The following is a 26214-nucleotide window of genomic DNA, read 5'->3' on the forward strand; positions in this document are numbered from 1 at the left end:
TGAATCGACAGGCCGGCATCGTCAGGTCCCCGCGGGCGATTTCGGGCCGGGCCAGGCAACAGATCGGGCCCCGCATCATTCTCACGCCGAGTTGAAAGCACGTGAAGCGATGTGCCTTTTGGACGATGGCGGGCCGGCCGCACGTCACAGGGAGAAGCCAGCCTGGCTTCCCCTCACCTATGGAGAACACCAATGCACAAAGTGAAACTTCTGTCGGCTGCGTTACTGACCGCAGCCACCTTCGCCACCCCGGTGCTGGCTGCCACCTCGCGGCATGTCGTCACCGATAGCGACGGCCGCATGATGTCGACGATGCATCGCGGCGAAGGCGATAGCTGCATCCGCGCTCCGCGCGTCGGCGCCTACGCCTCCGAACCGTGGACCGTGCCGCCTTGCGAGCCCCACACGGGTTACTGATCCGCTCGCACTGCGACGGAGCGACGAAACAAGACGGGCTGGCGGGATATCCGCCAGCCCGTCCTCTTTTGGCGTGCGCCCGGGCAGTTCGCCTTTTTGACGCACGTCTGCTGCTGCTCCGGTTCGTGAACGCGACTAACGGCGAATTTAATGGAGGCTTTGTGCATCGCACCTACCTGTCAGTCATCCGACGTTTCGTTCGCGTGGCTCGTTGAGGTTCGCGCGTCACGGCGCCGAGCAATCTGACTGAAAAGGAGTGTCATGATGAAACGGATGATCACGATATTGGCAACGGCGCTTCTCGCTTCGAGCCTGATGTCGGGCGCGGCCGATGCCCGCGGTGGTGGCGGCGGTGGCGGTCACGGCGGCGGCTTCGGTGGCGGCGGCCATATGGGCGGCGGTTTTGGCGGTGGAGGCCACTTCGGCGGCATGGGCGGCGGCGAACACATGGGGGGCGTTGGTGTCGGCGGCGGTGGCCACATCGGCGCGCATGGTTTCGGACTGCACCAGCACGCCCTGCATCGCTTCGGCGGATACGGACCGGGATACGGCTACTACGGTTATCCCGATTGCTACGACTGGTACGAGCTGCATCCCGACCAGCCCTTGCCGCTGAGCTGCAGCTGAGATCCTCGCGCAAATCCTGCCTCGCAGGCTGTCGGACCGGAAGGCACTTTCTCGATGCCCCAGACCGATCGCCTCCCTGCTTATTCGTTCGCACTGCCCCACCGGCACCGGAGAGCACCATGAAACGCTTCCTGATGATCACGACAGCCTTGGCCCTGCTATGCGGCCAGGCCTTTGCGCAGCAGGCCGCGGTAATGCCGACGCCTTCGCTTTCGACCACGTCGCCGCTCGGCATGGTGCCAAGCGCGCCAGTCGGCGGCACCGGCATCCCGTTTGGCGCAACGGAAATCGCCTCCCCCGGCGTAAGTCCGGCGCCGATCTCGTCGACCATTGGCAGCACCGTGTGCTCGACCATCGGTACGGCACCGTCAACGATGTTCGGATCGGCGACCACCTTTGACGGCGGGGGCGTGGACGTCGGGACCGTCACACCGCAGAGCACGATGTCCACGATGCCGGGAATGTCGACATCAGCAATGTCGTCATCGGGTATTTCGCCGACATCGGCCCTGATCGATACTTCGGGTACCCAAAGCATGTGCGGCGCCGGCTCGAACAATCTCGCTGCGTCATCGACGCCGACGTCTCCCACGACGCCGGGCGGCGTGCCGCGCACCGGCATTCCGATGGGGTCGACCGAGATCGGCAATCTCGGGGTCAGCTCCGCCGCGATGGTGCCCACCATCACCGTCGGACCTACCATCAGCACCATCGCGCCAACGATCCCGACAGTGCCCGCCGTCACGCTGGCGGCCGCGAACACGACAGCCGTCGCTGCGCCGACCGATCCCATCACGGGGATACCGAACATCACAGGGGCGCCGAACACGATACCGGGCCTGTCAGCCGCCGCCACGATGTTGCGTTGAGCGAAAACCCACGTGCGAGAAGCAGCCATGAAAATGAAAGTCGCAATACCTGCCGTCATGTTCGGCGTTGCCGCCGCGGGCGGCCTCCTCTTCCTGACGCACGCCCATTTATTCAAAGCCGCCGTCGCAGCCGCGCCGCCGGCTCCGGTCCCGGTCGTGGCCGGCGTGGTCAGCCAGCATGACGTGCCGATCTACCAGAACGGCGTCGGCACCGTGATTGCCTACAACACCGACGTCGTGCGGGCCCAGATCCAGGGCCAGCTCATCAGCATCAACTTCACCGAAGGACAGACCGTCCATGCCGGCGACCTGCTCGCGCAAATCGATCCGCGCCCCTACCAGGCCCAGATCGACCAGTTCGAGGGAAATCTGGAGCGCGACCAGGCCCAACTCACCAATGCCCGTGCCAATCTCACGCGTTACACCCAGCTCGGCGACAAGGGTTGGGCCACGCCGCAGTTGATAGAGACCCAGAACGCGCAGGTCGGCCAGCTCGAGGCCGCGATCAAGACCGACCAGGCGCTGATCGAGGCGGCCAAGGTGCAGCTCAGCTACACCCGGCTGACCTCGCCGATCGACGGCGTGGTCGGGATTCGCCAGATCGACGTCGGCAACATCATCAGCCCGACGACGCCCAACGGCCTCGTCGTCGTGACGCAGCTCGATCCCATCTCGCTGATCTTTACCCTGCCGGAAGGGGTGCTGCCGCAGATCCTCAGGCAGGAGCAGGCGACCAAAACGCCGCTTCCGGTCCTCGCCTATAACCAGGACGATACGCTCGAGCTGGGTAAGGGCCAACTCGCGCTGGTCAACAACGAGATCCTGCAGACCACCGGCTCGATCCAGCTCAAGGCAACCTTTCCCAACAAGTCGCGCGAGCTGTGGCCGGGTGAACTGGTCAATGCGCGGCTGCTCGTTACGACCCGGCACAACGGCCTGACCGTCCCTGCCTCCGTCGTGCAGCAAGGTCCGAACGGCGCCTATGCGTATGTCATCAAACCCGACAGCACGGTCGCGATCCGTCCGCTCAAGGTCGCTCAAATCGCCGACGGCGAAGCGCTGATCGATTCCGGGCTGAAGGCCGGCGAGCAGGTCGTGATTGACGGACAGTACCGGCTGCTGCCGGGCACCCATGTCACGATTCTGCACGGCGAAGCGGCCGAGGAAGCAGCGGCACAGCAAGCACAACAGGCGATCATCCCATGAACATATCCGCACCCTTCATCCAGCGGCCGATCGCGACCGCGCTCCTGATGGTCGGCCTTCTGGTCGGCGGCCTGGTCGCCTATCCGCTGCTGCCGATCGCAGCGCTGCCGAACGTCAACTATCCGACGCTTCAGGTCACGGCGCAGTTGCCGGGCGCCGATCCTCAGACCATGGCGGCGTCGGTCGCGACGCCGCTCGAACTCCAGTTCGGCCAGATTCCGGGTCTCACCCAGATGACGTCGGCGAGCGCACTCGGCTACACCCAGATCACGCTGCAGTTCGATCTGAACCGCCAGATCGACGGAACGGTCAGCGATACGCTGTCGGCAATCAACGCCGCCAGTCCGTTTCTGCCGTCCGGCATTCCCTACCCGCCGACGATCCGCAAGGTCAATCCGGCCGATACGCCGATCCTCGTGCTCGGCCTGACCTCGGACAGCCTGCCGCTGACCACGGTGGACGCCTATGCGGAAAACATCCTGCTGCAGAAGATTTCGCAGATACCGGGCGTCGGCCTCGTCGGCCTCGGCGGCCAGCAAAAGCCCGCCGTGCGGGTGCAGCTCGATCCGCAGGCGCTTGCCGCGCGCGGCATCAATCTGGAGGACGTCCGCACGGCGCTCGGCCAGGCCAATGTCGACCTGCCGAAAGGCACGCTCAACAGCCCGCGCCAGACCTATACGCTGAACACCAACGATCAGCTGCTGAATGCGGACGATTACGCCAACCTGGTGATCGCCTACCGAAACGGCTCGCCGGTCCGCATCCGTGACGTCGGCCGCGCCGTCAGCGCGCCGGAAAACGACCTGATCGCCGGCTGGTACAACAACCAGCGCGCGGTCATCATGGCGATCCAGCGCCAGCCCGGCGCCAACGTCATCGACACTGTCGAGCGGATCAAGGCGATGATGCCGGTGCTGCAGGCATCGATCCCACCCGCCGTCAAGGTCAACGTCATCTCCGACCGCACCGATACGGTCCGCGCATCCATCCACGACGTTCAGTTCACGCTGATACTGACGGTTGCGCTTGTCGTGATGGTGATATTCGTCTTTCTAAGAAATTTCTGGGCGACGGTTATCCCGGCGGTCACCGTTCCGCTTTCGCTGATCGGCACCTTCGCGGTCCTCTACGAACTCGGCTACAGCCTCGACAATTTATCGCTGATGGCACTGTCGATCGCCGTGGGCTTCGTGGTCGATGACGCCGTCGTCGTGATCGAAAACATCGTGCGGCACATGGAGGGAGGCGCCACGCCCTACGAAGCGGCGCTGAAGGGCGCCGGCGAAATCGGCTTCACCATCATGTCGATCACGCTGTCGCTGATCGCGGTGTTCATTCCACTGTTCCTGATGGGCGGATATGTCGGACTGCTGTTCCGCGAATTTGCCGTCACCGTCAGCGTGGCGCTGCTGCTGTCGCTGGTGATCTCGCTGACCTTGACGCCCATGATGTGCGCGCGGCTGCTCAAGCCGGAAAGCAGGACGCATGGGCGGCTGTTCCGCCTCTCTGAAGGCGGCTTCAATGCCTTGCTCGGCGCCTACGAGGCGGGGCTCAGAATCGTGCTGCGTCACCGCTTCATCACGCTACTCACGATGTTTGCGACCATCGCACTGACCGGCTATCTCTACGTGGTCATTCCCAAAGGCTTCTTTCCACAGCAGGACACCGGGCTGATCATCGGCCTGTCCGAAGCCGCACAGGATATCTCCTATCAGGCGATGACCGAGCGCCAGCAGGCCTTGCTCAATGCCATCATGAGGGATCCGGCCGTCGCATCCATCGGCTCGGCGATCGGCGCCGGCGGCGGCAACACCACGGTCAACAACGGCCGCATCTACATTGCGCTCAAGCCCTACAAGCAACGCGACAGCATGGAAACGGTGCTCGCGCGCTTGCGGACCAATCTGGCCAAGATCCAGGGCATCACGCTCTATATGCAGGCCGCGCAGGATATCACCATCGGCGGCCGGGTCTCGAAAACCCAGTATCAGTACACGCTGGGCGACGCCGATCCCGGCGAGCTGAACCACTGGGCGGCACTGTTCCTCGACAGGATCAAGAAGGTCCCCGGCATCACCGACGTCGCGACCGACCAGCTCAATTCCGGTCCCCTGCTCGACATCGCCATCAAGCGTGAAGTGGCATCGAGCTACGGCATCCTGCCCTTCACCATCGACAACACGCTCGATGACGCCTTTGGCCAGCGCATCGTCTCGACCATGTACACGGCCCTGAACCAGTACCACGTCGTCATGGAGGTCAACCCGAAGTTCCAGTACTCGCCGGAGGCATTGACCGGCATCTACGTCAAATCCTCAGCCGGCCAGGAAGTGCCGCTATCGACGCTGGTCGACAGCGTGGTCAAGGTCGCCCCGCTCGTGGTCAACCATCAGGGCCAGTTCCCGTCGGTGACGATCTCCTTCAACCTGCTGCCGGGCACGGCGATCGGCGAAGCGACAACGGCCATCCAGCATATCGAACAGCAACTCGGCAAGCCGCTGTCGCTGCAGACGAGCTTCCAAGGCAACGCGCAGGCCTTCGGGGATTCGCTGTCGACCACGCCGATCCTGATCGCCGCCGCGCTGTTCGTGATCTACCTCATCCTCGGCATCTTGTATGAGAGCCTGATCCATCCCATCACCATCATCTCGACGCTGCCGTCGGCGGGGCTGGGAGCATTGTTGCTGCTGATGGCGGCTCACCTCGATCTCAGCGTGATCGCGATCGTCGGCATCATCCTCCTGATCGGCATCGTCAAGAAGAACGGCATCATGCTGGTCGATTTCGCCCTGCATGTCGGCAAACAGGAGGGATTGACGGCGGAGCAAGCAATCTACCGCGCCTGCATCATGCGTTTCCGGCCGATCCTCATGACCACGATGGCGGCCATGCTTGCCGGCGTTCCGATGATGCTCGGCACCGGCGCAGGCTCCGAGATACGTCAGCCGCTCGGCTACGCCATCGTCGGAGGTCTCGCCGTGTCGCAGCTCCTCACGCTGTACACGACGCCGGTGGTCTACATTTACCTCGACAGGCTGCAGACCTGGCTGTTCGGCAAGCCGAAGCCGGCGATCGACGGCGCTGCCGACCTGACGCCGGCCGAATGACGGCAATCCCGGGCGGCTCGATGCAGCCGCCCGGCCGGTCGCCGGGAGACGCGCTGGCTCAGCGCTCTAGTAATTGCTCCCCGTCATCTCGTTCGGGATGCCCTCGATCGGGCATTCGTCGGTGCCAACCGTAGGCCGCGTCATTGCCTCGACCATTTCGCGCGTGCCTTCGGGATCGTCGATCCACTTCTTGTAGAAGTCATAGGGGCAGGACGCGACGCCTTGAGCGCCTTCGCCGGAATTGATCATGCCGGTATAGCCGCGATGCAGCAGCTTGAAGAGATGGTTCTGCGACTGGCCATGGCGGCGAGCATCGCGGATCAGGCTCTTCGACAAGCCTGCGTACTGGATGCCGTATTCTTCCTCGCCGGTCTCGCCCAGCGTGCGGCCGTCGAAGCCGATGATCGCGGAGTGACCGAAGTACGAATAGACGCCGTCGAAGCCGGCGGCATTGGCGACCGCCACATAGACATTGTTGGCCCAGGCCATCGCCCTGGAAATCAGGATCTGCTGTTCCTTGGCCGGATACATGTAACCCTGGCAGCGCACGATCAGCTCGGCGCCCTTCATCGCGCAGTCGCGCCAGATCTCCGGAAAGTTGCCGTCGTCGCAGATGATCAGGCTGACCTTCAGACCCTTCGGGCCTTCGGACACATAGGTGCAATTGCCGGGATACCAGCCTTCGATCGGCACCCACGGCATGATCTTGCGGTACTTCTGGACGATCTCGCCCTTGTCGTTCATCAGGATCAGGGTGTTGTACGGCGCCTTGTGCGGATGCTCCTCGTGGCGCTCGCCGGTGAGCGAGAATACGCCCCAGACTTTTGCCTTGCGGCAGGCTTCGGCAAAGATTTCCGTCTCGGCGCCGGGGATCTGCGAAGCGGTCTCGTACATCTCCTTGGAGTCGTACATGATGCCGTGGGTGGAATATTCCGGGAAGATCACGAGATCCATGCCCGGCAGGCCGAGCTTCATGCCGACGATCATGTCGGCGATCTTGCGGGCGTTGTCGAGCACCTCGGCCTTGGTGTGCAGGCGCGGCATTTTGTAGTTGACGACGGCGACGCCGACCGTGTCTTTGCTGGAGGAAATGTCACCGTGGAGCATGGGATCGCCTCTTGTTCTGGTTTGGGTTTGACGGATCGCGCTTCAGTGGCTGATCATCCATGGGCGTGCGGTCGGAAAACCCTTGGCGCCGCTGCGCGTCTTGGTCATCAGCCGGGCCGGTTTCTTCTTTCCGGTTGAGCAGCAGCCGCAGCCGGGGCCGTGCGCGGCCTTGTATTCGGCGACTGTCTTCGGCGCGTGAGCGCTGCGCTCGTTGGTGGCCATCGCTTTCCGCTTGTCCGACGGCATGCAGAAGAACGCCGGCGCAGTCAGGATCACGCGCGGCGATTCATTGTCGCAGCGCGGGCAATCCTGCGGATCGTCGCATTCGGCCATCGGCCGCATGTCCGTGAACGGGCCGCAATCGTTGCAGAGATATTCGTAGACGGGCATTTCGTTTCCTCGCGCTATGATTTGGAAGATCACAACAGCGGATGCGGGGCGGCCGGCACGCTTGAGCCGTCCCGCATCCTTCTCGCGCAGGGATCACTTGTCCGGCGAGATCGGCATCTGGATGTCGCCCGTGATGTGTTTGATCGGTCCCGCCGAGGACGGCATGATGTCGAAGTCGAAGATCTCCGTCGGCAGCCACAGCGTCGCGCAGGCGTTCGGCACGTCGACCACGCCGGAGATATGGCCCTGGCACGGCGCGGTGCCGAGGATCGAATAGGCCTGTGCGCCCGAGTAGCCGAACTTCTTCAGATATTCGATCGCGTTCAAACAGGCCTGGCGGTAGGCGATGTGGACGTCGAGGTAATGCTGCTTGCCGACCTCATCGACCGAGATGCCCTCGAAGATCAGATAGTCCTTGTAGTTCGGCGTGATCGGCGACGGCTTGAACACGGGGTTCTTGATGCCGTACTTGGCGACGCCATCCTTGATGATATCGACCTTGAGATGCAGCCAGCCGGCCATTTCGATGGCGCCGCAGAAGGTGATCTCGCCGTCGCCCTGGCTGAAATGCAGATCGCCCATCGAGAGGCCGCCGCCGGGCACATAGACCGGGAAGAAGATCTTTGAGCCGCGCGACAGGTCCTTGATGTCGCAATTGCCGCCATGTTCACGCGGCGGCACGGTGCGCGCGCCCTCGGCGCCGACCTTGGCCTTGGCGTCACCCTTGGCCCGGCCGGCGTGCGCGGTCGCCGCGAACGGCGGATTGGCGAGGCCGGGCACGCGGGTCGGGTTGGTCGCGATCAGCGCCGTCTCACGTTCGTTCCAGGTCGCCAGCAACTTTGGATCGGGCAGACAGCCGATCAGGCCGGGATGGATCAGGCCGGCAAAGTTCACACCGGGTACGTGGCGCGACGAGGTATAGAGGCCCTTGATATCCCAGATCGACTTCTGCGCCAGCGGGAAATGATCGGTCAGGAAGCCGCCGCCATTTTGCTTGGAGAAGAAGCCGTTAAAGCCCCAGAGGCTTTCCTTCAGCGGGCCGACATCGAGCAGGTCGACCACCAGCAAATCTCCGGGCTCGGCGCCCTTGACGCCGATCGGGCCGGACAGGAAATGCACTATCGACAGATCGATGTCGCGCACGTCGTCGGCGGAATCGTTGTTCTTGATGAAACCGCCGGTCCAGTCATAGGTCTCGATGATGAAATCGTCGCCCGGGTTGACCCACGAAACCATCGGGATGTCGGGATGCCACCGGTTGTGGATCATGTCGTTGTCGTAGGCCGACTTCGAAAGATCGACCTTGATCAGTGTCTCTGGCATCGATAGCTCCCCTTTTAGACAGCACAGGTTGGGTTTTCAGACGGACAGGAATTTCGAGACTTGCGCGGCATCGACGCTGTCGCGCGGGTCGTCGCGGACGATCTCGCCGTTCTCGATCACCAGCACGCGGTCGGCGATGTCGAGCGCGAAGCTCAGCACCTGTTCAGACACCACGATCGACAGGCCGCGCTCGTCGCGAATCCGTTTCAAGGTGCGCGCCATGTCCTTGATGATCGACGGCTGGATACCTTCGGTCGGCTCATCCAGCAGCAGCACCTTCGGCTTGGTCGCGAGCGCGCGTGCGATGGCGAGTTGCTGCTGCTGCCCGCCCGACAAGTTGCCGCCACGGCGGTCCTTCATCTCCAGCAGCACCGGAAACAGCTCGTAGATGTCATCAGGCACTTCCGAGCCGCCCGACACCACGAGGCCAGTCTCGATGTTTTCCTTCACCGTCATGGTCGAGAAGATCATGCGGCCCTGCGGCACGTAGGCGAGGCCCTTGGCGACGCGATCGTAGCTCGGCAGCGCACTGAGTTCGGTGCCTTCCATGCTCACCGAGCCGCTCCTGGTGGGCACGATCCCCATCAGCGACTTCATCAGCGTCGTCTTGCCCATGCCGTTGCGGCCCATGATCGCGACGATCTCGTTGGGCGCTACCGACACGTTGAGGCCGTGCAGCACTTCGCTCTGGCCGTAGGCGACGTGTAGATCCGAAATAGCCAGCATCGATGTACTCCTTAGTGTCCGAGGTACACTTCAATGACCTTCGGATCGTTCTTGACCTTTTCCATCGTCCCCTCGGACAGGATCTGTCCCTGGTGCAGCACGGTGACCTTGTGGGCGATGTCCTCGACGAATTTCATGTCGTGCTCGATCACCAGCACCGAACGGTCCTTGATGATGCGGTTGAGCAGTTCGGCCGTCTTGGCGCGCTCGGACACGCTCATGCCGGCGACGGGTTCGTCGAGCATCAGAAGGTCCGGGTCCTGAATCAGCAGCATGCCGATCTCGAGCCACTGCTTCTGGCCGTGGCTCAACTGGTCGGCAAAGGTGTCGAGGCGGTCCTTCAGAAAGATCATTTCCGCGACCTCTTCGACCCGCTCCTTTACCGCCGCGTCACGCTGGAATGTCAGTGAACCGAACACGGTGCGGCCGCGCGGATACGAGATCTCGAGATTCTCGAACACGGTAAGATCCTCGAACACCGACGGTGTCTGGAATTTGCGGCCGACGCCAGCCTGCACGATCTCGTTCTCCTTCAGCTTCGTCAGCTCCTTGCCGCGAAACTGGATCGACCCGGAGGTTGCTCTCGTTTTGCCGCAGATCAGATCGAGCACCGTGGTCTTGCCCGCGCCGTTGGGGCCGATGATCACGCGGATCTCGTTTTCCTCGACATAGAAAGACAGATCATTGACCGCCTTGAACCCGTCGAAGGAAACAGTGAGCGCTTCGACCGCGAGCAGAAATTCCTTGGGCTGGTGACCGATGAGCATGATCTATCTCCTCATTCCGCCGGCGCGCCGTCGGCGACGGAATCGTCGCTCCAGCCGTTTTTGGGTTTCGATTTGCGCGATGCCAGGAGGCGATCGATGCGCGGCTGCACGTAGTCCTGCCAGATGCCGGACAGGCCGTTCGGGAAAGCCAGCACGACGGCGATGAACAGCGCGCCGAGGCCGAACAGCCAAAGCTGCGGGAAGGACTCCGAAAGGCTGGTCTTGGCAAAATTGACCAGCAGCGAGCCCCACACCGCGCCGAAGATCGACATCCGCCCGCCGACCGCCGTGTAGATCACCATCTCGATCGATGGCACGATGCCGACAAAGGACGGCGACATGAAACCGACATTGAGCGCGAACATGGCGCCCCCGATCGCGGCGAACACCGCGGCCATGCAGAAGGCGAAGATCTTGAAGTTGGCGACGCTGTAACCGGAGAAGCGGACGCGGTCTTCCTGTTCGCGCATCGCCACCAGGATACGGCCGAGCTTGGTCAGGCGGATGAACTGCGCGATGCCGATGCAGACGAACAGCAACACCACCTCGACAAAGTACAGGATGATCTTGGCGTGGTCCGGCCGGATGTCCCAACCCTTGAGGGTGCGCAGGTCGGTCATGCCGTTGATGCCGCCGGTGTAACCCTGCTGTCCCACGATGAGGATAGTCAGGATCGCGGCGACGGCCTGAGTGATGATCGCGAAGTACGTGCCGCCGACGCGGCGCTTGAACATCGCCGTGCCGATGATCAACGCAAACAGGCCGGGCACCAGGATGATTGCAGCGATGGTAAAGGTAAGACTGTGGAAGGGTTGCCAGAACAGCGGCAGCGAGGTGATCTGATTCCAATCCATGAAATCCGGAATGCCAGGGGTCGACTGAATCTTGGTGTTCTCGACGCTGGAGGCCTCCAGCTTGAGGAACATCGCCATGCAGTAGCCGCCAAGGCCGAAGAACACCCCCTGCCCCAGGCTCAGAATGCCACCGTAGCCCCAGCACAACACAAGCCCGATCGCGACAAAGGCGTAGGTCAGATACTTCGCGACCAGGTTGAGGCGGAATACGTCCAGCGACAGCGGCAGGATCACGACCAGGACGACGGCCAGAGCAATGAAGCCGATGAGTTCGGATCGATTGAAGAAGCGTGAAGTGATGATCATGAACGTGCCTGCTTCTGTTATTTGCGGACTTTGAGAGCGAACAAGCCTTGCGGCCGCAGCATCAGGATTCCGACCACAGCAAGCAGCGTGAGCACCTTGGCCATCGAGCCCGACATGAAGAATTCCAGCGTCGACTGGGTCTGCGAGATCGAGAAGGCGGAGGCGATGGTGCCAAGGAGGCTGGCAGCGCCGCCGAACACGACCACCAGGAAGGTATCGACGATGTAGAGTTGGCCAGACGTCGGTCCGGTCGAGCCGATCATGGTGAAGGCACTTCCGGCGACGCCGGCGATGCCGCAACCTAACCCGAAGGTGTAACGGTCGACCTTCTCGGTATTGATGCCGACGGCGCCGGCCATGATGCGGTTCTGCACCACGGCGCGAACCTGGCGGCCCCAGCGCGATTTGTACAGGACGTAGGCGACCACGACGGTAATCAGCACGGTCAGGCCCATCACGAAGACGCCGTTGATCGGGACTTCGATAGAATCGGTGACCTTGAGCGAACCCAGCATCCATTGCGGCAGTTCAACGCCGACCTCGCGCGGGCCGAACACCGAACGATAGGTCTGCTGGAGGATCAGGCTGAGACCCCAGGTGGCGAGCAGCGTATCGAGCGGGCGTTTGTAGAGATGACGGATCAGCGCCCATTCGACCAGCATCCCCAGCGCGCCGGATGCCAGAAACGCCAGCAGCATCGCTAGGAAGAAATATCCGGAGAACAGGGAAGGCAAATAGTGCTGGAACGTATTCGACGTCATCCAGGTGACGTAGGCCCCCAGGATCATGAACTCGCCATGCGCCATGTTGATGACGCCCATCTGGCCGAAGATGATCGCAAGACCGAGCGCCATCAGCACGTAGACGGAAAACAGGATCAGGCCCGCAAAGCCCTGCATGACGAAGATGGAGCCCAGATCGCCAATCGAATATTCGCCGAACATCGATGTTTCTCCGTCGAGGAAAGGTGCCCGCGTCGCGAGAGAATTCGCGACGCGGGGTCGTCAAGCGCGGATTGACGGTCCACGCCAGGGAGCTGGTTGCTCGAGAGAAGCTTGCGGAGAGTTCCGCTGCGCTTACTGGTAGCCCTTCGGGAACGGATCGGGCTCGACCAGATCGGCGGTCTCGAAGATCAGCTCGAACTGGCCATCGAGCTTGGCCTTGCCGACGCGGGTCTTCGACCAGAGGTGATGGTTTTCATGGATGCGCACGTAACCTTCGGGCGCCTCCTTGAATTCGATGCCTGGCGAAGCGGCGGCGATCTTGTCGACATCGAAGCTGCCGGCCTTCTCGCAGGTCAGCTTCCACAGCCACGGACCGAGATAGCCGGCCTGCGTCACGTCGCCGATCACCGTCTTCTCGCCCCACAGCTTCTTGAAGGCGGGAACGAACGCTTTGTTGTTGGCATTGTCGAGCGACTGGAAGTACTTCATGCAGGCATAGGCGCCTGCGATGTTTTCGCCGCCGATGCCGTCGATTTCGTCTTCGGTCACCGAGATCGTCAGCAGCGCCTGCTTCGAAAGGTCGACGCCGGCCGCCTTGAGCTGCTTGTAGAAGGCGACGTTCGAACCGCCGACGACGTCGGTGAAGATGACGTCGGGCTTGGTCAGCTTGATCTTGTTGATCACTGAATTGAACTGGGTGCTGCCGAGCGCGTAATATTCCTCGCCGACGACCTTGCCCTTCAGCACATTCTCGACGTGCTTGCGCGCGATCTTGTTCGAGGTGCGCGGCCAGATGTAGTCCGAGCCAATGAAGAAGAACGATTTGGCGCCCTTCTCCTTGGCGATCCAGTTCAGGCCTGCGAGAATCTGCTGGGTGGCTTCCTGGCCGGTGTAGATGACGTTCTTGGACTGCTCGAGGCCTTCATAGAAGGTCGGATAATAGAGCATGCCGTTGTACTGCTCGACGACCGGCAGCACCGCCTTGCGCGATGCCGAGGTCCAGCAGCCCATGATCGCCGCGACCTTGTCGTTGACGAGAAGCTTCTTGGCCTTTTCCGCAAATGTCGGCCAGTCGCTGGCACCGTCTTCCTGGATGAACTTGATCTTGCGTCCGAGCACGCCGCCGGCGGCGTTGATCTGCTCGATCGCGAGCTTTTCGGCCTGGATCGAACCGGTTTCCGAAATCGCCATCGTTCCAGTAGCGGAGTGCAGGATGCCGACGGTGACTTCCGTATCGGTGACCGCGAGGCCCGTTGTGTTGACCACGGAGGTTGCGGGGCCGGCCCCGAATGACGGCCGGGGAAGCATCGAAATGAACGGCAGTGCCGCTGCGCCCATCAGCAGTTTGCGGCGAAGCGGCGACTGCAGGCCCTTGTTTGGTTCGTCTGACATGAGCACCCCATTTTTGGTTCGAGAACGCAGATTGGTCAGACGAGGATGGCTTGGATTTGTGCACTGCACAGATACGTGGGATTGCGTATATTGCACCGCAAAATAGCGACGTAGATTTTGGTACGGAGTTTGCTGGCTACGCAGGGGTCGGTTGAACTGGGCAGGAGCATCACAGTGGCAGGGCGGCAGCGGATCGACCGCGTCAGACGCCAATATAATCAGTGGGTTGCTAACCAGACCCTGGAAGACTATGCGCTGCGCTTCACCGCCAAGAGCGCCCGGCGATGGTCGGCCGCCCGCGTCGCCAATACCGCGCTTGGCGCGATCTCTTTTCTGGCGCTGGAAGCGATCGGCGGCACGATTACGCTGAATTACGGCGCAGCCAACGCCACCGCCGCCATCCTGGTCGTCAGTGTCATCATCTTCTTTTGCGGCCTGCCGATTGCCTACCATGCCGCAAAATGCGGCATCGATATCGACCTGCTGACCCGCGGCGCCGGCTTCGGCTATATCGGCTCGACCATTACGTCGCTGATCTACGCCTCCTTCACCTTCATCTTCTTCGCGCTCGAAGCGGTCATCATGGCCGCCGCGCTGGAGATGTGCTTCGGCATCCCGCGCCCGATCGGCTATCTCATCAGCGCCGTCGTCATCATTCCGCTGGTGACCTACGGCATCACTCTGATCAGCCGCTTTCAACTGTGGACACAGCCGCTCTGGATCGTCCTGCACATCCTCCCCTTCGTGGCGATCGCCTGGGCCAACCCGCACTCGTTTACGGAGTGGCGGAAATTCGCCGGCGAGCATGGCGACGCCGGCGGCCATCTCGATCTGCTGCTGTTCGGCACCGCCGCCTCAGTGGTGTTTTCGCTGGTCGCGCAGATCGGCGAGCAGGTCGACTTCCTGCGGTTTCTGCCGCGCGACCGCCGAACCTCTCGCGCCTCATGGTGGATCGCATTGCTGAGCGCCGGCCCCGGCTGGATCATCTTTGGCGCGCTCAAATTATTGTTGGGCTCGTTCCTCGCCTACTTCGCGCTCAGCCACGGCGTCCCCAGCGAGCACGCCGCCGAGCCCGCGCATATGTATCTCGAAGCGTTCCGCTACGTGCTGTCGCAGCCCGATCTGGTGCTGGCGCTGACCGGCACCTTCGTCATTCTCTCGCAGATCAAGATCAACGTCACCAACGCCTATGCCGGCTCGATCGCGTGGTCGAACTTCTTCTCGCGCCTGACCCACAGCCATCCCGGCCGCGTGGTCTGGCTGGTGTTCAACGTCATGGTGGCGCTGCTCTTGATGGAAATCGGCGTCTACAAGGCGCTGGAGCAGACGTTGGCGCTCTACTCCAACGTTGCGATTGCCTGGGTCGGCGCGCTGGTCGCCGATCTCGTCATCAACAAACCGCTGGGCTTGCGCCCGCAGCACATCGAGTTCAAGCGCGCGCATCTCTACGATATCAATCCGGTCGGCGTCGGCGCGATGACGATCGCGACCATCGTCTCGATCAGCGCGTTCTACGGCCTGTTCGGGCCGACGGCGAAGGCGCTGTCCGCTTTCGTGGCGCTCGCCGTCGCCTTCGTCACCGCGCCCCTGATCGCCTGGGCCACCGACGGCAAATATTACATCGCGCGCAAGCCGAAGCGAAGCTGGCAGAACCTCGAAGCGATCCAGTGCTGTATCTGCGAGCATTCGTTCGAGCCGGAGGACATGGCCTCCTGCCCCGCCTATGCCGGCCCGATCTGCTCGCTGTGCTGTTCGCTCGACGCGCGCTGCCACGATCTCTGCAAGCCGCATGCGCGGATCGGCGCGCAGGTATCGGAGACGCTGGGCAAGATGCTGCCGGAGCCGATCTGCGCCCGGATCAACTCGCAGTTCGGGCATTATGTCGGCGTGTTCGCGATATCCGCCGGCCTCGTCGGGCTGACACTCGGGCTGATCTACCTGCAGACGTCGGCGAAGGTCGCGGTGGACAATCTCCTTCTGTCCGACGTGCTGTGGAAGGTGTTCTTCGCGCTCACCATCATCATCGGCGTGGTGGCGTGGCTGTTCGTGCTGGCGCAGGAGAGCCGTCGCGCGGCCGAAGCGGAAACGCGGCGGCAGACCGCGCTTCTGATTCAGGAAATCGACGCGCACAAACGCACCGATGCCGAGCTGCAGCGCGCCAAGGAAGTGGCGGAATCGGCGAACCTCGCCAAGAGCCGCTATGTGGTCGGCCTCAGCCACGAACTGCGCTCGCCGCTGAACGCCATCAGTGGCTATGCCCAGTTGCTTGAGCAGGATTCCGGCCTTGCCACCAAGCCGCGCGATCAGGTGCGCGTGGTCCGGCGCAGCGCCGACCATCTGTCCGGACTGATCGACGGCATTCTGGACATTTCCAAGATCGAGGCCGGCCGGCTCTATCTGTCGCGCGACGAGGTGCGGTTCAGCGAATTCCTCGACCAGCTCGTGGGGATGTTTCGCGTTCAGGCCGCCGCCAAGGGCATCGATTTCGTTTTCAGGCGGCCTTCGGTGCTGCCCCTCGTCGTCTATGCCGATGAAAAACGCCTGCGCCAGGTTCTGATCAACCTGCTGTCGAATGCGCTGAAATTCACGCAGACCGGCAGCGTGCAGTTCGTCGTACACTACCGCAGCCCGGTCGCGGAGTTCGAGGTGATCGATACCGGCCCCGGCATCCAGGCCAGCGACCTCGAACGCATCTTCGCACCGTTCGAGCGCGGTGCGCTCGGCGTATCGCAGCCGCAGACCGGCACCGGACTCGGGCTGACCATCAGCCGGCTGCTCGCCGGCGTGATGGGCGGCGATATCAGGGTGACGAGCGAAGTCGGCACCGGCAGCATTTTCCGCGTCAAGATCCTGCTGTCGGAAGTCACCAATCCGACGCGGATTGCGCCGATCGAGGCGCCGATCTTCGGCTATCACGGCCCGCGCAAGACGATCCTGATTACCGACGACGATCCGACTCACCGCGACCTCCTGCGCGAGGTGCTGGCGCCGCTCGGCTTCATTCTCTTGAGCGCGCCCGATGGACCCGGCTGCCTCGCGCTGGCGCAGCACTGCCGGCCTGATTTGTTTCTGCTTGATATCTCGATGGCGGGCATGGACGGCTGGACGGTGGCGGAAACGTTGCGCGCCAGCGGCCATCACCAGGCCCGCATCCTGATGGTGTCGGCGAGCGCGCTTGAAGCGCACGGCGCGCCGCTGGCGCAGCCGTTTCACGACGGCTATCTGATGAAGCCGATCGACATCCCCAAGCTGGTGGAGACGATCCGGCAGTTGCTCAAGATCGAATGGCAGTACGAGGCGGAGCCAATACCCCAGCCGCGCTGGAGACCGGAGACCGGATCGCGGCCGCCGGTGAAATATGTCGAGGAACTGATCGGTCTCGGGCAACTCGGCTACATCCGCGCGATCCAGGTCAAGCTGGACGAGATCGGCCAAGATTACCCTGAGCATGCCGACTTCGTGTCGCAAATGCGTACCTTGATCGACCGCTTCGATCTCGATCAGTACATGGCGGCCCTGAAAACACTGCACAGCTATGATCACTGAATCAAAAAAGCGCGACGTCGCCCTCATCGTCGATGATTCGCCGGAGACGCTGCGGCTGCTCACCGACGCGCTCGACGGCGCCGGCATGACGGTCATGGTCGCACTTGACGGTGCAGCAGCGATGCGGATCGTCGACCAGATCACGCCCGACATCGTATTGCTCGACGCGGTCATGCCCGGGCTGGACGGTTTTGAAACCTGCAGGCGGCTGAAGCGCGACGCCGGCCTCGACCATGTGCCTATCATCTTCATGACGGGGCTGGCCGAAACCGAACACATCGTTCGCGGGCTGGAAGCCGGCGGCGTCGACTATGTGACAAAACCGATTGCGGTCGAGGAGATGCTGGCGCGCATCCGCGTCCACCTCGCCAATGCGCGGCTGACCCAGAGCGCGCGTGCCGCCCTCGACGTCTCCGGCCGCTATCTGCTCGCCGTCAACGGCGTCGGCAAGATCATGTGGGCGACGCCACAGGCGCAGAAACTGCTGTCGGATGCGCTTAGCCCTGACAGCGACGACGATGTCGTGCTGCCCGACCCGATCCCGCAATGGCTGGACCAGGCCCGCAAGGGCAAGGCCGGGTCGAAGGCCGCGATCATGACCGCGCTTCCCGGCAACGAACAACTCCGGCTGCAATACATGGGCAGACTGGGCACCAACGAATTCCTGCTGCGGCTTGCAAAAGATTCCGGCGCCGACGCACCGGCGGAATTCTCCAGCGAGCTTGGCCTGACGACGCGCGAGGGCGAAGTGCTGTCGTGGCTGTCGAAGGGCAAGACCAACCGCGACATCGCGCAAATTCTGGGCTTGAGCCCGCGCACCGTCGACAAGCACCTCGAGCAGATCTACTCGAAACTCGGCGTCGAGAACCGCACCGCGGCGGCTGCGATCGCGGTGAACGCGAAGCATCGAAAATCCTGACGCAAGGTCAGCTTGGCCCTGCCGATCCAGCACGCTGTTCGCCGAAACTCCCTGACGGGCACAATTGAAGCCTGGCTCAGATAAATCATGGGACAGGCCATTTACCGGCATAAATGGCACTGCTAATTGAAAAGGCCTGCTGGGTTTGATGCGCGCAGGCGGTTCAATGGCCGCGGTGGATTTCGAGCAGTCGAATGCCGAGACGCACGATGGATTTGCATGGGCGCTGATTCAAACACAGGAAACAGCGAGGCGCCGCACACCAAGGCCGGAATTGCCTCGGACCTTCGGCGGCTGGGAGTGAGTACCGGGCAGGTACTTATGGTGCATTCGTCTCTCAGCGCTATCGGCCATGTGCTGGGCGGTGCGCCGACTGTGGTTCGTGCGTTGATGGACGTCCTGGGACCGCAGGGCACATTGGTGATGCCGGCGTTCAGCCCCGGGGTGTCAGACCCGGCAACCTGGAACGATCATCACTTTGGGGATGACGTTATCGAATTCGTGCGACGGCACGTGCCTGCCTTTGATCCTGCGATCACGCCGACAAGCATGGGCGCCATCGCGGAGACGTTTCGAACCTGGCCCGATGTCATGCGTAGCGAACATCCGCAAGTCTCGGTCACCGCGCGCGGGCCACTAGCCAGGTTCATTGTGAGCCCGCATGAACTGTCATGGGGACAAGGTGCGGGGTCGCCGTTCGCGCGTCTGTATGAACTCGATGCCAAATTGCTACTGCTCGGAGTGGGCTTCAATCGGGCCACACTGCTTCATTTTGCCGAATCCCGCCTACCGCACGGGCGGAGGAAGATGCGGAAGATTCCGGTGGATGCCGGGAGCGAGCGAGCATGGGTTTCCGCACCGGATGTGGGCGATGACTTGAACAGATATTTTCCGCTCATCGGCGAGCAGTTCATGCAACTCGGGCAGGCTCAGGTGGGTCCTGTCGGGCGAGCGCGTTGCAAGCTCACCTCGGCGCAGGCAATCGTCGACTTCGCAAGCGACTTTCTTTCCAAAGCGCTCGACCCGGACGCCACATCCCACTGACCTCGCGGTCAGGCGGTCCAGAATTGCCGGTTTCGGAGCCGAGGCCGCCGGCATGGCCCCGGATTCCTCGGGCTCCCTCCCCCGGCCTATCGGCCTCCAATCATCGGACGTTGTTTGATTTTTTCGAAAATCGGCCCTAGTGTGCGGACTGCAACCCATGACGTGTTGCGGACAGCGACCCAGGACGACGCGGATGCGCGACAGGCTCAAGCCAGCAGGAGAAACGCGCGCGGCGGACGTGCTGCACCGGATGCGCACTGACATCATCAGCTGCACGCTGAAGCCCGGCGCCAAGCTTCGGTTCGAAGCGCTGCGCGAGATGTACGCCGTCAGCTTCTCTACGCTGCGGGAGGCACTGTCGCGTCTCGTGGCCGAGGGCCTCGTGGTCGCGGAGGACCAGCGCGGCTTTGTGGTCGCGCCGGTCTCGATTGACGACCTGAATGACCTCACCTACGTCCGCGTGCTCGTCGAGCGTGAATGCATCGGGCTTGCCGTCAAGCACGGTAACGACGATTGGGAAGCCGATATCATCGGCGCTTTCCACCGGATGGACCGCCTCCAGAACCGCCTCGGCCCCAACTACTATCTTTCCGGCGAGTGGGACAAACTGCACGGCGACTTTCATTTTTCGCTCGTCGCCGCCTGCGGCTCCCCCAACCTGCTGGAGATCCGCCAGAAGCTGTTCGAACGCGCGCACCGCTACCGACGCATGTCGTCGCAGTTCCGGCCAAAGTGGCGCGCCAAGGATGTCGAACACAAGATGATCATGGATTCGGCGATCGCGCGGAATACGGCAAAGGCTCAGGAACTCATCGAGCGCCACATCCGCGAGACGACCAAAAACGTCATCAAGCACGCTGGTCATCTCTTCGTCGCACACGATGAGGACCGTCGCAGCCGGGCTGCTCACGTCGCCGCGGAATGATCCGACCGTCTGCACAAAATCAAACTTGCCGGTGAAGTAACCGCTTCATGCCATCTCCTCGCTCGGCCGGGCGCTGCCGAAAATTGAAGTCGCGCGGCGTCGCAAATGCTTGATTTGGATCAAAGGAGCGGTCTCGGCGCTGACGCTAGCTACCGGTTCAGGCGCGACGGTCATTGAGGAAGGATCAGCCATGCCCGAGAAAATCGACGAACTGCTGCCCACGGCAAGGGAAATCCAGAAGCAAGCCGCCCTCCAGGAGGCTGAAAGGGCCGAACAATATGCCCGCAGAACAGCCGCAGCCGAATCTGAAAAGCACAAGCTGATCGAAAAACTGAGCAAGCCGTCGGGCCTGACCGAAGACGAAAAGGTCAAGCTTGCCTCGACCGTCATCCAGCGCGCGGTACGAAATGGGCTGAGCGAGGTTCAGGTCTATCGGTTCCCCCACACGCTGTGCACCGACAACGGCCGCGCCATCAATCAACAGGAGCCGGGCTGGGAAAAGACGCTAACGGGAATAGCGCAGGAAATCTTTCAGCTCTGGTCCGACTATCTGAAACCGCGCGGCTACCGCATCCACTATCAGATCGTCGATTTTCCCGGAGGTGTGCCGGGCGACATCAGCATTACGATCGCTTGGGGCGAATAATCGCGATCCGGCGAGCCGAGGCGCCCGACAGGCGCCTCGGCATGAAGCGTAGTGTTCGCGACGGCGACAATCTACGCTGCCCTGGCCGCTAATTTTTCGATCGGCTCGATCAGCGACTTCGCCCGGAATGGCTTTGTAAGATAGGCAATGCAGCCGGAGTCGATGGCGGCCATGCGGACCGTGGGGCTGTCGTTGGCGGTAATGTAAATAACCGGCAGTGAAATCCCTGCCGCTCTGAGACGGTGCCTCAGTTCAATTCCAGATTCGTTGTTCAGATCGATGTCGAGAACCACGCAACATGCCGACTCGAAATCGTCGTGATTCTGGAACTCCTCGGCGGACGAAAACACAACGCTGTCGTAACCGTGTTCGCGTAGCAGCCGCTTTAGCCCTTTGAGCATTCCAGGGTCATCATCGACGACAAAGACGACATTCCGATTTCCCAAGATCGCAATCCCTGATCGCGCCTTGAACGTCTTTCCAGGAGACGATCTGAAACCTGTCAGCGTCCGCCGAAGCCGATCAGGTCGTGGTTCCCCGACTCACCACACTATTTTGGTAAGCCCTGAGTCCCGCATTTACTATTGTCCCATGGGACAATGCGAACTCAAATCCTGTTGACGACTTCTCAATTCGTCTGTCCGGTACTCGACGGATCTCTCAAAACTCCGGCCCGCTCGGCAAGGGAGACCAATTCGGCAAGAGACTGCACTTGCAGCTTCTCCATCACCCTGTGGCGATGCGCCTTGATCGTGCGTTCGGTCGCGCCCAATACGTTGGCGACCTGCTTGTTGGTCTTGCCGCGAATGACGAGTTCGAAGACTTCGCGTTCGCGCGGCGTCAACTTCGCAATATGAGCGCGCACGACGTCGAGCTGGATTCTCTGGCCGCGCATTACCTCGTGGTGAGCCAGGGCCCGCTCAACTGCGGCAAGAAGCTCCTCCGACGATACGGGCTTGGTGAGAACATCTTCTGCGCCCGCCTTGATGGCCCGCACCGTGGTCTGGACATCCGCATAGCCCGTGAGAAAAACGATCGGCAAGATCGAGCCGATTTCGCTCAAACGCCCCTGCAGCTCCGGACCGCTCAATCCCGGTATTCGCACGTCGAGCAAAATGCAGCCCAATTCATTTTCGCTCGGCAGACTGTCGAGCAAATGCTGGGCCGACGGATAAGTCGCGACTTCGTAACCGGCCTTCTTCAAACGACGTTCGATAGCCGTCCGAAACGAGGCGTCGTCGTCAACAATATGCACATACCCCGGCAATGGACCCCCCTACGATAAGGATAGCGGCAGAGACAAACGAAACACCGCGCCACCACTTTCCTTCTGATTTTCCGCCCAGATGCGCCCGTTATGCGCCTGTACGATGGTGCGCGAGATCGACAGGCCAATTCCCATTCCTTGCTGCTTGGTGGTGAAGAATGGATCAAAGACCTCGTTCAACTTCTCGGTCGGAATCCCGGGACCGGAATCCGAAATCGAAACAACTGCGGACGACCCACCATTCATCTCGGTTCGCCCAATCACGGTCCGCCCATTTGGTATCGCAGCCATCGCATCCATGCTGTTCACAACCAGGTTCATGATGACCTGCTGAAGCTGAACCTGATCGCCCTTCACCTGAAGCGGCTCTCCCGAGGGCTCGAAATACAGCGCAACTTTTCGCACCGATGCCTGAACCGACAGGAAATCGAATACCTTGCGCACGGTATCGTTGAGGTCGACAGCCTTGTCCTCGAACGGCGTCCTTCTCAAGAAGCTGCGCATGCGATGAATGACCTCGCTGGCGCGAATATCATCCCGCCTGATGTCGGCAAGGATTTCCTTGACCTCGCTTAAGTTCGGCGCCGGAGAACTCAATATCAGTTCTGCCGTCTCGGCATTGGTCAGAATTGTACCGAGGGGCTGATTCAGCTCGTGCGCGATCGTGGAAGTCAGCTCCCCGGCTGTCGCCTGACGATTCGCGTGGGCCAGCTCGGTCAGGCGATTCCGGGATTCGCGTTCAGCAATGGCTCGCCCATGCCGCTCGTGCAGCAAAATCGAAATCAGCCCGGCCTGTATCAACAACGCGGCCGCAACAGAAAGGGACTGCCAACGATACTTCTCCCACACATTTGGCTCGCGAAAACGAATTTCGCTTCCGGGAGGCAAATCAGACCCGCGGACCCCCCATCGCTGCATCTGCAGCCAATTGAAGATCGGCTTCACCGCTTGCGACATCGTTACGGGAATACTCGACGCCGGTTCTCCGTGTAAAATCCGCGACGCCAGCTTTGCGGCGTCAGCGCCAACCAGACCGGGAACGATGACAGAGCCCCCGATGCTGCCCAGCTCAACAAGCGGTTCCGCCGCAACGATAATTGGCCGATTCGCCTTCTCCGCAACCAGCTCAAACGCTTTGGCAGGCGAATAGTAGGTACCCTCACCATCGGAATAGATTGCGGAATAGATGATGGCGCTGCGCGCGGGGAGCGCTTCGACCCTCTTGCGCACTTCCGCCATCGTCGCGCCCACGAGATCAATGACATTCAATCCCGCGGTGGCCTTGGGTATCTCAAGGCCCCAGCTCCCGAATATGTTCTGGCGGTCCCAATGATCGCCAACGAAGACGACGGTTTCGAGATCAGGCACCACCGCTCGCGCGACCTCGATTGAATCGGCGAGTCGTGTCTTGAGAGTGCTGCCCGTTATATCGTTCGGCAATTTCAGCCGGGCGTAGTCGATCTCATCGACCATCCCGAACACGACAGGAATTCCCGGCCATAATTCATCCCTCCAGCGCTGCACAAGCTCCAGGGCCCCGGCGCCCATCGTGACGATAACGCCGATATCCTTGTCTCGATATTTCTCGCTGAAGTGACGGCGCAGACTTTCGTCATAGGCATCGCCATCAAAACGGCTGAGATCGAGACTTTCGGAGAAAAGCGTGGTGTGAGCGCTGGCACCGCCGTCGATCCCGGCGCGGAGCCCAGCGAACACCTGAAGGAAAAACGGCCCCGTAGATTGGGATTGGTCCAGAACAAGTATCGATCGCGAACGCAACTCCTGCGCCGTCACCGGGAGAGGGGTGAGGACGACAGCTACACTCATCAACAACGCACTGATCCAGTCGCCCATGGCATCAGAACCGAGGTTAGGCGATGAAGAATTGTCCCCACCATCGCCAATGAAACAAAAAATGAGACGTCGGCCGGGACAGCGGGCACGTCCTATAAAAATTTCTTACTGTTCTACTGTAATATTGGCCTTCCGGTCATTGTCCCAGAGGCCAATGACCCTCGATACAATAGCCTTCCCTGCACGCTCTGGTTTAACACAATTCCGGGAGCGGCCAGCCACGCATAGACACATGGCAACGCAGGCCTCTCCGGGATGCGAACAAATTGTCTCAAACAGGGAGAGATCCATGTTTGTCAACGTCAATGCTCATCCCGGAAGCAGGCCGAGGACTCTGGGGCAACTCGGCGAGCTTTCACGGGCAAGGGTAATCCTCAGCGAATTCAAGTACAACAAGGGCACAGAAATCTTTGGAGAGGCGGAACCTGCCGACTATATCTACCAGGTCGGAGACGGCGCGGTTCGCACCCACAAGCTTCTTTCCGACGGCCGCCGCCAGATCGGCGCGTTCCACCTCGCCGGCGACATTTTTGGACTGGAGAACGGTTTAACCCATCGATTTACCGCGGAAGCGATCGTCGATACGACAGTACGGCTGATGAAACGATGCAGCCTGGAGCACGTTGCGGAAACAGACGCGATGGTGGCGCTCGATCTCCTGAATATGACAACGAGCAACCTCCGGCATGCCGAGGACCACATGCTGCTCTTGGGGCGCAAGACGTCGCTGGAACGCGTCGCCGCATTCCTGCGCGAGATGGACCTCCGCTTGACGGCCGCCGGCGTGATGGCCCTTCCGATGTCGCGTCGCGATATCGCCGACTATCTCGGCCTGACGCTCGAAACGGTGTCCCGGGCGCTGTCACATCTTCACGGCATGGGCATTCTCGGCTTTCTCGGCCAGACCCAGCGGCAAATCGTACTGCTGGACCGGGGACGGCTGGCGGAGCTGGACCTTTAGCGCGGAGCTAGATCGCGACTTCGCTTCCGGGAAGCCCGCCGAACCATGCGCCAAAGTATCCGGCGTAGAGAGCGGGCGATTCGAGATTCATTGAATGTCCAATGCCCGGCACCGTGATTAGCCGGCAATCCGGCATGGCTGCTGCCATGGTCTTGAGATCGGCAGGAGCTATCCAGCCATCCTTCTCGCCCCACAGCACCAGGTGCGGGTGCCAGATCTCCGCCATGCGCCGTTCCAGGTCACCGCTCTCCCGCTCCAGATTGAGGTTGAACGGCGTCCCGAGCCAGACGCCCTCGGACACACCGAATGTCTGCTCCAGGATGCGGTTCGTAGAACGCCTGGATCTCAGCGAGGCCCTCGCGAAAGCGCGGCACGGTATTTGGCGCAAGGCTCTCGGGGACGAACAGCGAGGCCGCGGCGGTGGCCATGACCGCGCGCGTCAGCTCCCGGCTCCTCATCATCTTGCGAAACAGATCGGTCTGCTCGGCATTGAAGGCCATGCCCAGCGGCGTAACCGGATCCAGCGCGAACACCCTGCCAAAGCGTTCGGGCTGCTTGAGCAGCATGCGCGCGGCAATGATGCCGCCGGTGGAGTGGGTGGCGAGGTGGCAGAAGGGAATCTGCAACTCATCGAGTGCGGCCAGCATGTCGAGCGCATGCTGGCGCATGGAATAGTTGGAGAAATCGGCCGTCGGCGGCGGCCGGTCACTTTCGCCGCAGCCGCGCCAGTCGATGCCGATCACACGAACGCCGCTGGGGAACAGCGGCGCGGCGAGTTCGATCCAGTCCTTGCTGGCGAGATTGCCGTGGATGAAGACAACGGTGACATCGCCCTCGCCCCACTGTCGCCAGCCGAGTTGGACCTCACCCGCTCGCACCCGTGCCACCATCAGGTTCCTACTTGTTCAGGCCGGCGTTCGGCGCTGCGCTGGTCGACGTTGGCACAACACCGACAGTGATCTCGCTTGAAGGGCCATTGACCAGACGGTCGATGGCAACAGGCGAATTGACTCAGAC

At 61.6% G+C, this 26214-nt stretch carries 24 protein-coding genes; 11 read left to right on the plus strand and 13 right to left on the minus strand.

All coding sequences use genetic code 11. From position 1 onward, the window contains the following. Window positions 1-192 precede the first annotated feature (192 nt). The 5 genes from V1294_RS30360 (at window position 193) to V1294_RS30380 (ending at window position 6226) form a co-directional block, all read left to right on the plus strand. A complete protein-coding gene (locus V1294_RS30360; RefSeq protein ID WP_334502351.1) occupies window positions 193-417 on the plus strand; it encodes a hypothetical protein in 225 nt (74 codons plus the stop codon). 264 nt (window positions 418-681) lie between these two features. Beyond that, window positions 682-1044, plus strand: coding sequence for a hypothetical protein (locus V1294_RS30365; protein WP_334502353.1), 363 nt, complete (start codon window positions 682-684; stop codon window positions 1042-1044). A 119-nt stretch (window positions 1045-1163) separates the two neighbouring features. After that, window positions 1164-1913, plus strand: coding sequence for a hypothetical protein (locus V1294_RS30370; RefSeq protein WP_334478526.1), 750 nt, complete (start codon window positions 1164-1166; stop codon window positions 1911-1913). Between the two features lie 27 nt (window positions 1914-1940). Continuing rightward, complete coding sequence (locus V1294_RS30375; protein WP_334502355.1) at window positions 1941-3119, plus strand: efflux RND transporter periplasmic adaptor subunit; 1179 nt, start codon at window positions 1941-1943, stop codon at window positions 3117-3119. Further along, entirely contained in the window at window positions 3116-6226 is a 3111-nt protein-coding gene (locus tag V1294_RS30380; protein ID WP_108513392.1) for an efflux RND transporter permease subunit, read from the plus strand. Before V1294_RS30375 ends, V1294_RS30380 begins: the two co-directional genes overlap by 4 nt. A gap of 66 nt (window positions 6227-6292) precedes the next feature. Here V1294_RS30380 and V1294_RS30385 read toward each other — a convergent pair whose 3' ends face one another. The 8 genes from V1294_RS30385 to urtA form a co-directional block, all read right to left on the minus strand. Next, complete coding sequence (locus V1294_RS30385; RefSeq protein ID WP_334502358.1) at window positions 6293-7333, minus strand: aliphatic amidase; 1041 nt, start codon at window positions 7331-7333, stop codon at window positions 6293-6295. 42 nt (window positions 7334-7375) lie between these two features. Beyond that, complete coding sequence (locus tag V1294_RS30390; RefSeq protein ID WP_334502360.1) at window positions 7376-7723, minus strand: FmdB family zinc ribbon protein; 348 nt, start codon at window positions 7721-7723, stop codon at window positions 7376-7378. Between the two features lie 93 nt (window positions 7724-7816). Continuing rightward, entirely contained in the window at window positions 7817-9046 is a 1230-nt protein-coding gene (fmdA, locus tag V1294_RS30395; RefSeq protein WP_334502362.1) for a formamidase, read from the minus strand. 36 nt (window positions 9047-9082) lie between these two features. Continuing rightward, window positions 9083-9772: an urea ABC transporter ATP-binding subunit UrtE gene (gene urtE / locus V1294_RS30400; protein ID WP_334478519.1), complete on the minus strand. Its 690-nt coding sequence runs from the start codon at window positions 9770-9772 to the stop codon at window positions 9083-9085. An 11-nt stretch (window positions 9773-9783) separates the two neighbouring features. After that, window positions 9784-10539, minus strand: a complete 756-nt coding sequence (gene urtD / locus V1294_RS30405; protein ID WP_334502364.1) for an urea ABC transporter ATP-binding protein UrtD — start codon at window positions 10537-10539, stop codon at window positions 9784-9786. Between the two features lie 11 nt (window positions 10540-10550). Beyond that, on the minus strand, window positions 10551-11699 hold the full coding sequence (gene urtC / locus V1294_RS30410; RefSeq protein WP_334502367.1) for an urea ABC transporter permease subunit UrtC: 1149 nt from the start codon (window positions 11697-11699) through the stop codon (window positions 10551-10553). Between the two features lie 17 nt (window positions 11700-11716). Next, the gene (gene urtB, locus V1294_RS30415; RefSeq protein ID WP_334502369.1) at window positions 11717-12643 is read right to left on the minus strand and encodes an urea ABC transporter permease subunit UrtB; all 927 of its coding nucleotides are present in this window, start codon (window positions 12641-12643) and stop codon (window positions 11717-11719) included. Between the two features lie 132 nt (window positions 12644-12775). Further along, window positions 12776-14035, minus strand: coding sequence for an urea ABC transporter substrate-binding protein (gene urtA / locus V1294_RS30420; RefSeq protein ID WP_334478513.1), 1260 nt, complete (start codon window positions 14033-14035; stop codon window positions 12776-12778). Between the two features lie 174 nt (window positions 14036-14209). Between urtA and V1294_RS30425 the strand changes: the two genes are divergently transcribed. The 5 genes from V1294_RS30425 to V1294_RS30445 all read left to right on the plus strand — a co-directional run bounded on the left by V1294_RS30425 (window position 14210) and on the right by V1294_RS30445 (window position 21115). Further along, a complete protein-coding gene (locus V1294_RS30425; RefSeq protein ID WP_334502372.1) occupies window positions 14210-17581 on the plus strand; it encodes a hybrid sensor histidine kinase/response regulator in 3372 nt (1123 codons plus the stop codon). After that, window positions 17571-18500, plus strand: coding sequence for a response regulator (locus V1294_RS30430; RefSeq protein ID WP_334478509.1), 930 nt, complete (start codon window positions 17571-17573; stop codon window positions 18498-18500). The genes V1294_RS30425 and V1294_RS30430 overlap by 11 nt, the downstream gene beginning before the upstream one ends. A 219-nt stretch (window positions 18501-18719) precedes the next feature. Further along, window positions 18720-19544, plus strand: a complete 825-nt coding sequence (locus V1294_RS30435; RefSeq protein WP_334502374.1) for an aminoglycoside N(3)-acetyltransferase — start codon at window positions 18720-18722, stop codon at window positions 19542-19544. 193 nt (window positions 19545-19737) lie between these two features. Then, the gene (locus V1294_RS30440; protein ID WP_334502376.1) at window positions 19738-20469 is read left to right on the plus strand and encodes a GntR family transcriptional regulator; all 732 of its coding nucleotides are present in this window, start codon (window positions 19738-19740) and stop codon (window positions 20467-20469) included. Window positions 20470-20659: 190 nt separating this feature from the next. Continuing rightward, entirely contained in the window at window positions 20660-21115 is a 456-nt protein-coding gene (locus tag V1294_RS30445) for a hypothetical protein (protein ID WP_334502378.1), read from the plus strand. A 71-nt stretch (window positions 21116-21186) separates the two neighbouring features. Here V1294_RS30445 and V1294_RS30450 read toward each other — a convergent pair whose 3' ends face one another. The 3 genes from V1294_RS30450 to V1294_RS30460 all read right to left on the minus strand — a co-directional run bounded on the left by V1294_RS30450 (window position 21187) and on the right by V1294_RS30460 (window position 24236). Further along, entirely contained in the window at window positions 21187-21561 is a 375-nt protein-coding gene (locus V1294_RS30450; protein ID WP_334478504.1) for a response regulator transcription factor, read from the minus strand. A gap of 182 nt (window positions 21562-21743) precedes the next feature. After that, window positions 21744-22382 carry a response regulator transcription factor gene (locus V1294_RS30455; protein ID WP_334502380.1) on the minus strand — a complete coding sequence of 213 codons (639 nt, stop codon included), beginning with the start codon at window positions 22380-22382 and terminating at the stop codon, window positions 21744-21746. A gap of 9 nt (window positions 22383-22391) precedes the next feature. Next, window positions 22392-24236 carry a sensor histidine kinase gene (locus V1294_RS30460; RefSeq protein WP_334502382.1) on the minus strand — a complete coding sequence of 615 codons (1845 nt, stop codon included), beginning with the start codon at window positions 24234-24236 and terminating at the stop codon, window positions 22392-22394. Between the two features lie 289 nt (window positions 24237-24525). Here V1294_RS30460 and V1294_RS30465 point away from each other — a divergent pair, with 289 nt between their 5' ends. After that, window positions 24526-25197: a helix-turn-helix domain-containing protein gene (locus V1294_RS30465; RefSeq protein WP_334489556.1), complete on the plus strand. Its 672-nt coding sequence runs from the start codon at window positions 24526-24528 to the stop codon at window positions 25195-25197. A 7-nt stretch (window positions 25198-25204) separates the two neighbouring features. Here the strand turns inward: V1294_RS30465 and V1294_RS30470 are convergent, their stop codons facing one another. Both V1294_RS30470 and V1294_RS30475 read right to left on the minus strand, forming a co-directional pair. After that, window positions 25205-25423, minus strand: a complete 219-nt coding sequence (locus tag V1294_RS30470; protein WP_334502384.1) for an alpha/beta fold hydrolase — start codon at window positions 25421-25423, stop codon at window positions 25205-25207. 13 nt (window positions 25424-25436) lie between these two features. Then, on the minus strand, window positions 25437-26087 hold the full coding sequence (locus V1294_RS30475; protein WP_334502385.1) for an alpha/beta fold hydrolase: 651 nt from the start codon (window positions 26085-26087) through the stop codon (window positions 25437-25439). Window positions 26088-26214 lie beyond the last annotated feature (127 nt).

The organism is Bradyrhizobium sp. AZCC 1678 (assembly GCF_036924765.1).
GTDB classification, from domain to species: Bacteria; Pseudomonadota; Alphaproteobacteria; order Rhizobiales; family Xanthobacteraceae; genus Bradyrhizobium; species Bradyrhizobium algeriense.